The organism is uncultured Propionibacterium sp., from assembly GCF_963539965.1.
GTDB lineage: Bacteria > Actinomycetota > Actinomycetes > Propionibacteriales > Propionibacteriaceae > Propionibacterium.
The window spans coordinates 23,263-31,862 of record NZ_CAUTOU010000020.1; the positions used below are offsets into that span (position 1 = coordinate 23,263).

Annotated in this window: 11 protein-coding genes; 8 read left to right on the forward strand and 3 right to left on the reverse strand. The window is 67.8% G+C overall.

Features of this window, described 5'->3' with window-relative positions; translation table 11 throughout:
• Positions 1-123: 123 nt before the first annotated feature.
• A complete protein-coding gene (uidA, locus tag R2N01_RS05350; RefSeq protein ID WP_316669208.1) occupies positions 124-1,995 on the forward strand; it encodes a beta-glucuronidase in 1,872 nt (623 codons plus the stop codon).
• Positions 1,996-2,084: 89 nt separating this feature from the next.
• Here uidA and R2N01_RS05355 read toward each other — a convergent pair whose 3' ends face one another.
• Positions 2,085-2,801 (reverse strand): M50 family metallopeptidase, encoded by a 717-nt coding sequence (locus R2N01_RS05355; RefSeq protein WP_316669210.1) that lies wholly within the window; start codon positions 2,799-2,801, stop codon positions 2,085-2,087.
• 97 nt (positions 2,802-2,898) lie between these two features.
• Between R2N01_RS05355 and R2N01_RS05360 the strand changes: the two genes are divergently transcribed.
• The 3 genes from R2N01_RS05360 (at position 2,899) to R2N01_RS05370 (ending at position 5,169) form a co-directional block, all read left to right on the forward strand.
• Positions 2,899-3,513 (forward strand): trimeric intracellular cation channel family protein, encoded by a 615-nt coding sequence (locus R2N01_RS05360; RefSeq protein ID WP_316669230.1) that lies wholly within the window; start codon positions 2,899-2,901, stop codon positions 3,511-3,513.
• A gap of 134 nt (positions 3,514-3,647) precedes the next feature.
• On the forward strand, positions 3,648-4,493 hold the full coding sequence (locus R2N01_RS05365; RefSeq protein WP_316669212.1) for a hypothetical protein: 846 nt from the start codon (positions 3,648-3,650) through the stop codon (positions 4,491-4,493).
• Entirely contained in the window at positions 4,453-5,169 is a 717-nt protein-coding gene (locus R2N01_RS05370; protein WP_316669214.1) for a hypothetical protein, read from the forward strand. The genes R2N01_RS05365 and R2N01_RS05370 overlap by 41 nt, the downstream gene beginning before the upstream one ends.
• A 32-nt stretch (positions 5,170-5,201) precedes the next feature.
• On the opposite strand, the gene R2N01_RS05375 is transcribed toward R2N01_RS05370, so the two are convergent.
• Entirely contained in the window at positions 5,202-5,357 is a 156-nt protein-coding gene (locus tag R2N01_RS05375) for a hypothetical protein (protein ID WP_316669215.1), read from the reverse strand.
• A 53-nt stretch (positions 5,358-5,410) separates the two neighbouring features.
• Entirely contained in the window at positions 5,411-5,914 is a 504-nt protein-coding gene (locus tag R2N01_RS05380) for a nuclear transport factor 2 family protein (RefSeq protein ID WP_316669217.1), read from the reverse strand.
• 341 nt (positions 5,915-6,255) lie between these two features.
• Between R2N01_RS05380 and R2N01_RS05385 the strand changes: the two genes are divergently transcribed.
• From R2N01_RS05385 to R2N01_RS05400, 4 genes are all read left to right on the forward strand, one after another.
• A complete protein-coding gene (locus R2N01_RS05385) occupies positions 6,256-6,753 on the forward strand; it encodes a hypothetical protein (protein WP_316669219.1) in 498 nt (165 codons plus the stop codon).
• Between the two features lie 151 nt (positions 6,754-6,904).
• Positions 6,905-7,150, forward strand: coding sequence for a TfoX/Sxy family DNA transformation protein (locus R2N01_RS05390; RefSeq protein ID WP_316669221.1), 246 nt, complete (start codon positions 6,905-6,907; stop codon positions 7,148-7,150).
• Between the two features lie 444 nt (positions 7,151-7,594).
• On the forward strand, positions 7,595-8,320 hold the full coding sequence (locus R2N01_RS05395; protein WP_316669223.1) for a DapH/DapD/GlmU-related protein: 726 nt from the start codon (positions 7,595-7,597) through the stop codon (positions 8,318-8,320).
• Entirely contained in the window at positions 8,301-8,579 is a 279-nt protein-coding gene (locus tag R2N01_RS05400; protein ID WP_316669225.1) for a nuclear transport factor 2 family protein, read from the forward strand. Before R2N01_RS05395 ends, R2N01_RS05400 begins: the two co-directional genes overlap by 20 nt.
• Positions 8,580-8,600 lie beyond the last annotated feature (21 nt).

Here is an 8,600-nt window from a genome sequence, read left to right on the forward strand (position 1 = left end):
GGGCAGGCCGGATCGTCGATCCCAGCGCAAGGGCAAGTTCGCCCTGGCCGCACAGCGCGCCGAGAAGGCCGCGCCCTGAGGCCCGACCCCTTATTCTCTCGTACAACCGAACGGAGACAGACGATGCTCTACCCGATCATGACCGGTTCCCGTGCGGTCACCGATCTCGGCGGCATATGGGACTTCAGGCTCGACGACGGAACCGGCTTCGACGACGGCTGGTGCGCCACCGCCCTGCCGCAGGCCACGACCATGCCGGTGCCCGCCTCGTACAACGACCTGAAGGAGGGCACCGACTTCCGCGACCACTACGGCTGGGCGTTCTACCAACGCTCGATCTCGGTGCCGGCGGCCCTGCGCGACCAGCGCGTCGTGCTGCGCGCCGACGCGGTGACCCATCGTGCGAGGGTCTACCTGAACGGCGAGCTCGTCGTCGAGCACCGCGGCGGCTTCCTGCCCTTCGAGGCCGAGCTGAACGAGTACCTGCGCGACGGGGAGAACCTGCTGACAATCGCCGTCAGCAACGTCATCGATTACACGACCCTGCCCGTGGGCGGCAAGAGCGACATGCTCGGCGGCATGGTGGGGGAGATCGCCGACGTGCCCGACCGCGCCGGGAAGCAGAACCATCCCAATTTCGATTTCTTCAACTACTGCGGCATCACCCGCACGGTGCGCATCTACACGACACCGGCCTCGTACATCAGCGACATCGTGCTGACCAGCGACGTCGAGGGCATCGATCCGCAGGCGGGCACGGCGGCCAGGGCAGCCATGAACTACGAGATCCGCACCGTCGGGGACGGCGAGTGCACCGTCGAGCTGCTCGACGCGGACGGCGCCGGGCTCGCCGAGGCCACCGGCACGTCCGGCCGGCTCATCGTCACCGATCCGACCCTGTGGCAGCCGGGCGCCGGCTATCTCTACCAGGTGCGCGTGCGCTTCGGCCAGGACGTCTACACCGAGCCCTTCGGCATCCGCACGGTGCGCATCGACGGCATCCGCTTCCTCATCAACGAACGGCCCTTCTACTTCAAGGGCTACGGCAAGCACGAGGACACCTTCCCGGCCGGCCGCGGCATCAACCTGCCGATGAACACCCGCGACATCGCGATCATGGGCTGGCAGGGCGCCAACAGCCTCCGCACCAGTCACTACCCCTACTCGGAGGAGATGATGCGCCAGTGCGACGCCGAGGGCGTCGTCGTCATCGACGAGACCACGGCCGTCGGCATCAACCTGAAGTTCGGCGGCGGCGCCAGCTTCGGCGGCGAGCGCGTCGAGACTTTCGACCCGCAGCACGGCGTCCAGACCGCGCGGGCCCATCGCGAGGTCATCCGCGACCTCATCGCCCGTGACAAGAACCACGCCTGCGTGGTGGTCTGGAGCATCGCCAACGAGCCCGACTCCGGCGCCGAGGGCGCCTACGAGTACTTCAAGCCGCTGTTCGATCTGGCCCGCGGACTGGACCCGGCCAAGCGTCCTCTCACGCTCGTCAGCGTGCAGATGAACGACGCCCCGCGCACCGACTGCTCGGCGCGGCTGAGCGACATCATCTGCCTGAACCGCTACTACGGCTGGTACTTCGGCGGCCCCGACCTGGAGGGCCCCGAGGAGGCCTTCCGCGCCGAACTGGCCGAATGGGGCAGGCTCGGCAAGCCGGTCATGATGACCGAATTCGGCGCCGACACCGTTACGGGCCTGCATGACACCACCCCGGTCATGTACACCGAGGAGTACCAGGTCGAGTACTACGCGATGAACTGCAAGGTGCTCGACGAATTCGACTTCGTCGTCGGCGAGCAGCTGTGGAACTTCGCGGACTTCGCGACGAGCCAGTCGCTGCTGCGCGTTCAGGGCAACAAGAAGGGCGTCTTCACCCGCGACCGCAAACCGAAGCTGGCCGCCCACTGGTTCAGGCGGCGCTGGGGCGGGATCCCCGACTTCGGCTACGAGAAGGGGCGCCCCCGCCCGGGGTCCCGTGGCCGCGGCTGAGGCGCCGGCCGATCGGCGCGGGGAGGACGAGGCGGCTCCGGCTGGCCCCGTGAACGACACCGCGCCGGGGCGGGCGGGGCACCGGGGGTTCAGAACGGCAGGAGAGGCAGAAGACCCCCGGCCACCCACCAGCTCAGGGCGGTCAGGACGAGACCGAGGAGGAGATTCCAGAGCGCCGCCGGGATGTGCGTGTGCGCGGCCAGCACGCCCGGGTCCTGGGAGCGGTCGCCGTGCAGGGCGACGTTGGCGAGCTGACGCCAGGCCCCGAGCAGCAGGAAGACGCCGAGGCCGAGGACGACGGAGCAGGTCAGTTCCGAGTCGGCCCACCACCACAGGGCGACGGCCGCCGCCAGGGAGCCGAGCAGGGCGAGCGCCGTGTAGGCCGAGCGGGCGCGGACGAGCACGAGCAGAACGACCAGCGCGATCCCCACCAGGACGGCCCGCGCGCAGCCGGTGAGCGCCGCCCGGGTGATGAGCGCGCCGGCGATGGCGGGCATCGGGTAGCCGGCCATCGTGGTGAGCACCAGGCCGGGCCCGCGGGTGGCTCCGCTCGTCGTCGTGGCACCGGACATGTCCGGGTTGACGGTGAAGCCGGCGAACCTGCGCCCGGTGGCGAGTCCGACGGCGGCGTGCCCGAGCTCGTGGACGAGCGTGACCACCACCCGCAGGACGCGCCAGAACGGGCCGACGACGGCGGCCGCGAGTGCTCCGGCGACGGCGATGAGGGCCGCCCGGCCCGCGGGCGCCGCGCCCGGGCGCAGGCTCGCGCCGAGTCTGGCCCAGACCTGCGCCCACACGTCATCCACGTCCCCGATTATGCCCGGGCGGAGGCAGCGCGGCGGCGCGCCCGACGGCCGTGGCGCGGGTCCCGCGGCGGGTCGCCCATAGGCTTGGGCCGTGGACATGCTCGACTTCCTGGGCGTCTTCGCCTTCGCCATCTCGGGCGGGCTCGTCGGCGTGCGGCGCCGTTTCGACGTCTTCGGCATCCTCGTGCTGGCCCTGGTGACGGCCCTCGGCGGCGGCGTGGTCCGCGATCTGCTGCTGGGCATCACTCCCCCGACGAATCTGACGAACCTCCCGTACATGGCGACCTCGGTCGTCGCGGGCCTGATCGCCTTCCGCTTCTCGGGCAGCCTCGAACGCGTCCGCAGGTTCATCCTGCTCGCCGACGCGGCGGGTCTGGGAGCCTTCGCCATCTCGGCGACGATGATCGCGATCCAGCACGGGCACCCGGGCATCGAGGCGATCCTGGTGGGCACCATCACGGCCATCGGCGGCGGCATGATGCGCGATGTCTTCGCCGGGCTGGTTCCGAGCGTGCTCACCCAGGACGTCTACGCGCTGCCGGCGCTCTTCGGCTGCATGGCCACCGATCTGTGCGTGCGCCTGGGCGTCTTCAACACCGTCGCCCTGTGGACGCTGGTGGCCCTCGTCTTCGGCGTGCGCGTGCTGGCCCTGCGCTTCCACTGGCAGGTTCCCAAGCCCAAACGGCTCACCCGGGACGAGCCGACGCAGTGATCGCCATGGGTGCGCGATCCACCAGGCCTCCTGATGCGCATCGACCACGCTGTTTCGGCCTGCCACCATACAAATGGATTCCTGAAGATCTCGGGCGTGCACCATGGGCAGTCGGCGAACCTGACGAAGAGCCCATGGGGACCAAGGAAAAAGAATGGGTGCGCGATGCCGACGCCCACCCGTGGCTCTTCAAGGAGGCTCGTGCCAAGCGGGGATATGTGAGGGGTGAGGACTGGGCCGAGTGTCTCGTACACGCCCTCGCCGGGCTCATCGGAGTACCGTCGGCATGCGTCTGCCCCGCCATCCGGGATGGTCGCAGAGGGGTCCTGTCGAGAAGCGTGCTGAGCGGGGACGAACGTCTTGAGCATGGTAATGAGCTTCTCACGGCAGCGAACCCCAAGTACGACAAAACGAATGCCCGTAACCTCGGTTATACGGTGAGCGCCGTCAACACTGCCCTAGCGCCAGTCGAGGCTCCACCCTGCATGCCTCTTTGCATGACCGGATTCGAGACGTGGTCTGGATATCTGATGCTGGATGCATGGGTGAGCGGGTGCGACCGGCACCATGAGAACTGGGCCGCTATCCGTACGGTACACACCATGCGGCTCGCACCATCCTTCGATCACGGCAATGCGCTCGGGTTCCAGGTACCGGAGCGCCAGCTCAACAGCCTGGCATCCTCCGATAACATTGAGAGGTGGTCGAAGAAGGGAGTCAACCGCTACTTCAGAGGCAAGCCTGGTCCGGTCACCCTCGCAGCCGAGGCCTTGAACCTGTGCGCCCCACGCGCCGCGAAGTACTGGCTCGGTCGGCTGGAGGACGTGTCCGAGGACCACGTACAGGAGATGCTCCAGGCGCCACCGGATCGGATCCTGTCAGAGCCCCGGCGTAACTTCATCGAAAAGCTGCTCAGAACGAACCGGAGGAGGATACTCGATGCCATCGGCCCATGTGCTGGACGTGCACGCCCCAGCTGAGGCGCCCCGGAGTCTTCGGAGTCTCCGCATCATCTGGCAGGACGAGGCCAGCCGGCGGTTCATCCATGTCGCGACCCTGGACCAGGTCGAGTCGGACACCTTCGTGTTCCACTACGAGGAGGGGGCCCGGCACGAGAACTTCGAGCCTCTGGCCGAGTTCCCGAAGCTGGAGCGCACCTACTCGGTGAACCGGCTGCCGGCCTTCTTCTCGAACAGGGTGATGTCCCCGCGCAGGGCGTCGTACCCGACCTACTGCGGCTGGCTCGGGCTGTCCGAGATCACCACCCCCGTGGAGATCCTGGCCCGCAACGGCGGTGGGCGCGTCACCGACACCTTCCACGTCGTGGACGGCTTCGAACCCGTTGCCGGGCACGTCGAGGGGCACTTCCTGGCCTCGGGCGTGCGGTACTTCGAGAACAACAGATCCCTGAGCCGCATCGGCAAGGGCGATCGGCTCCGGCTGGTCCCCGAGCCCGACAACGCCGCCAACCCCGGGGCCGTACTGCTGGGCGATGCACACGGGGCTCCGGTCGGCTACGTCCCGGACTGGTTGCTCGGCGACGTCCGCGGCTGGGGTCTGCCCAACACCGCCGTGCACGTGGGGCAGGTGAACACCGAGGCCCCCGCGCATCTGCGGCTCCTGTGCAGGATCGAGGCGAACCTGCCGCAGTCCTGAGAGCCGGAATCCGCATTCGCACGGACGCCGGTTCAGCCGGGTGATCGGCCCAGCTCCTCATGGCGCCTGCGGCAGACCCAGAACCGCCCGCAGGTGGCGCACGGATCGGCGACGACGCCCCCGCTCGGTGCGCCAGTGGGCGCACCACCGGCCCCGACCGTCCACGTCGACGCCCGGACCACCGTCATGGCCCGATCCTCCCGCCCGGTGCCCGCCCCGGGCCGATCCGGCCCCTCGCCCCTCAGAGGAACCAGTCGCCGTCGAGGGAGTACCGGCGGATGTTCTCGATGCGCTCGGGCGGGTAGGCGACGCCTCGGGTGGACTTGTTCTTGGTGACGAGGACGCGCCGCCGGATGCGCCAGCCCTCGGCGGTGCGTACCAGGTCGTCGACGTAGATGCCCCCGGCGCGCACCTCGAAGACCATGCCCGGCTTGTCCATCGTCTGCAGCGTCACCCAGGTGACCTCGGTGACGGTGCGCGCGCTGTCGCCGTCGATCTGGAAGTGGGTGTTGTTGAGCAGGTGCTGTCCGGCCAGCCGGTCCGGGTCGTTGTTGCCCTGCAGCATGGCCTTGAGCTCTCCCGCGCCCATGCGCCCGATGCCCTCGTCGGGCGCCTCGAAGGTCGCGTCGTCGGTCCACACCCGGTCGTAGAGATCCCAGTTGCGCTGATCGAGGCCCTGCGAGTAGTTCGTCAGGGTGTCGCGGATCTCCTCGCGGGTGAGAAGGTCCTCGATGCTCAAAGCCATGATTCCTCCCGTCCGCCCGGTGGCGCGACCGGCGATGCCGTACCGACACGGATCCTCGGGAATTGTGCCACCCGAGCACCCCGGCCGCAGCCCGTGTCATGAGGCAGGACAGGCGTCCCGTCCCGGCCGTCCCCGCGCCGTGGCCGGCGCGGCTCACGGCCGGTAGCCGCCGACCACCGGGAGCCTCTGCAGGATGTCCCTGCCGTGCCCCCGAGCCGACGAAGGCCTCGGTGGCGCCGGCGTGCACCCCGTGGTGGACGCCGTCCTTCCAACCGGGGAACGAGCCCACGTCATAGACGACCCCGTCGACGGCGATCCAGCACTGCGCCCCGCCGGTGCAGGTGGCCTCCGACAGGTGGCGGCTCTTCCTGGCCCTGCCGACGACCCATCAGACGCTGCCCGACAAGGGACTCCGCGACACCGTGGCGAGCCGCCTGGCCGGTATGGAGCAGGCCATGGTGAGACGGCGGGCGCGCACCTACACCGCGATGGCGGACATGATCGGCTACCGCCAGCGCCCGCCGTGGAGCGGACCCGAGGGCTTCTTCGCGCTGTCGGAGCAGGCCGGGCTGACCATGCGCGGCGTGCTCTCGCGCGCACTGGGCGACCCCGGCTGGCTCGACCGGCGCACAGGGCTGAGCCTGTTCGGCACCAGCGGACCGGCGCCGTGGTCGCAGCCCGAGATCGCCATGGCCACCGTGCTGCTCAACCACCTGGAGCCCGACCCGGCAGTCGAGTGGACGCCGGAGCGCATCGCGGCGACCGAGGAGCGGCTCGCCGCGATGGCGGCGTCTCCGGGAGCGGATGAGGCGGACACCGGTCCCAGTACGCAGCCGTGAGAGCCGAGCCGTGCACCATGTGCACGGGTGATCGTTGCCGGCCGCATCCGGAGCCGTCACCGCGTGTCGCACGCTCATGCCGTCCGCGGTGATTCCCGCGGTTCCGGGCATACTTGCCGTAGACCCATCGGACCCGAGTCCCGGAGCGATCATGACCGATCTCACCGACCTGCCCAACATCGGCCCCAGACTCGCCCGCGCCCTGGTGGGGGCGGGCGTCGACAGCCCCAGAGCCCTCCGCGAGATCGGCAGCGTCGAGGCCTGGCGGCGGATCCACCCCGCATTCGACTGCCTGCACTCCCTGCTCTCCCTCGAAGCCGCTGTCCGGGGGATACCGAAGAGCCAGCTCGACGAACTGACGAGACAGCGCCTGAGGAACGAAGCGCGCAGCCAGTGAGCCGGGGCCCAGCCGCATCATCCTGCACGCCGCCGTCCCGATCCGTTCGGCGAAGAGGGGAACAGCTGGCCCTTCTCGTCTCGGCCCGGCCGATCACCCTCCCCCGCGGACCGGTGTCATGCAGTTCCGGATCGCCGACGGACAGAGCGGCGGTGCGTACGGACTGCACCGTGACGACCCCGACGGAACAGGGAAGTTCTCGCGTGCGGTTCTTCGTGGATTCGATGAGACGTCCGGGGCATGATCGGGGAATGCGGCTCGACGCCCCCGAGGAAATCGCCGTCCCGACCGGCCGGGAGCACCACCAGGAACCGCATCTTTGACCGTCAGCACGACGCCTCCGGGCAGACGCCCGGGGGCGTCGCCTCGTGCATCACAGAGCGCACTCCTCAACCGCAATGTTGAACACCTCCCAATCCCCGAACCAACAAACGATCTCGTTTCATGGCGGCCATGGTACGAGGAGAGCAGCCGGAGGCGGCTGTCACAGCATGTGACAACCGCAGCATCGATCTGGTTGGGAAAAGAAGAGCAGCAGGGCAAGACGTGAAAGAGGAAATCCAAATGGACCTGTTCGAAAAGCTGAGGGACGGCATCCCGGTCGACATGAGAGACCCGGAGTATTCCCCGGCGATCGAGGAGATGACGAGGAGCGGAAGGATCGTCTTCGACATAAACAAGGACTATCTGCCACTCATGATGGACAGGCCGCTTCTTCACGAGAAAGAAAAGGAGCTGTTGGGGCACTTGGGGGAGAACGCAAGCATAAACGCACCTTTCCAGATAGACATGGGAAGGCAGGTCAGCCTGGCGGACAACGCGTTCATCAACCATAGTTTCTGCGCCAGCGCGGCGGGCGGCATCGACATCGGGGAAGGGGTCATGATCGCCCCGCAGGTCACCGTGTTGACGGTCAACCACGATTTCAAGGACAAGATGATCATCATCTGCAAGCCGGTGTGCATCAGGAAGAACGCGTGGATCGGGGTCAACGTCACCATCTGCCCTGGCGTGACCATCGGAGAGAACTCCATCATCGGTGCAGGAAGCGTCGTGACCAAGGGCGTCCCGGACAACAGCGTGGCGGTGGGCAATCCGGCGCGTGTGATCAGGACAATCGACATGGGCGAACAAGAAGGAGAGTACGAGCATGGCGGAATGGGCGCTTGATAATCTTGAAAAGAGGCTGGCGGAGCTCGAGGACAGGGAGGCCATACGAAACGTCCTCGATGAATTCAACGACACGGCAGACACCAAGGACATGGAGGCGCAGGGACAACTGTTCAGGGAGGACGCGAAAGTCATCCAGCACCTGGGCGAGACAACCCACGTCCTCGATGGGAGGAGGGCCATCACGGACGCCTTCGGCGGATATCTCGCAACAGTTGAGTTGACCTATGGCCGTCATGAAACAAAACCGTATTCTTGATGGATTTCTGGTCTTGTTCCG

Excerpts from the sequence above, each read along its gene's own strand:
- uidA (WP_316669208.1), top strand. The coding sequence starts at position 124 with ATGCTCTACCCGATCATGACCGGTTCCCGTGCGGTCACCGATCTCGGC.
- R2N01_RS05360 (WP_316669230.1), top strand. The coding sequence starts at position 2,899 with ATGCTCGACTTCCTGGGCGTCTTCGCCTTCGCCATCTCGGGCGGGCTC.
- R2N01_RS05365 (WP_316669212.1), top strand. The coding sequence starts at position 3,648 with ATGGGGACCAAGGAAAAAGAATGGGTGCGCGATGCCGACGCCCACCCG.
- R2N01_RS05370 (WP_316669214.1), top strand. The coding sequence starts at position 4,453 with ATGCCATCGGCCCATGTGCTGGACGTGCACGCCCCAGCTGAGGCGCCC.
- R2N01_RS05375 (WP_316669215.1), bottom strand. The coding sequence starts at position 5,357 with ATGACGGTGGTCCGGGCGTCGACGTGGACGGTCGGGGCCGGTGGTGCG.
- R2N01_RS05380 (WP_316669217.1), bottom strand. The coding sequence starts at position 5,914 with ATGGCTTTGAGCATCGAGGACCTTCTCACCCGCGAGGAGATCCGCGAC.
- R2N01_RS05390 (WP_316669221.1), top strand. The coding sequence starts at position 6,905 with ATGACCGATCTCACCGACCTGCCCAACATCGGCCCCAGACTCGCCCGC.
- R2N01_RS05395 (WP_316669223.1), top strand. The coding sequence starts at position 7,595 with ATGGCGGCCATGGTACGAGGAGAGCAGCCGGAGGCGGCTGTCACAGCA.
- R2N01_RS05400 (WP_316669225.1), top strand. The coding sequence starts at position 8,301 with ATGGCGGAATGGGCGCTTGATAATCTTGAAAAGAGGCTGGCGGAGCTC.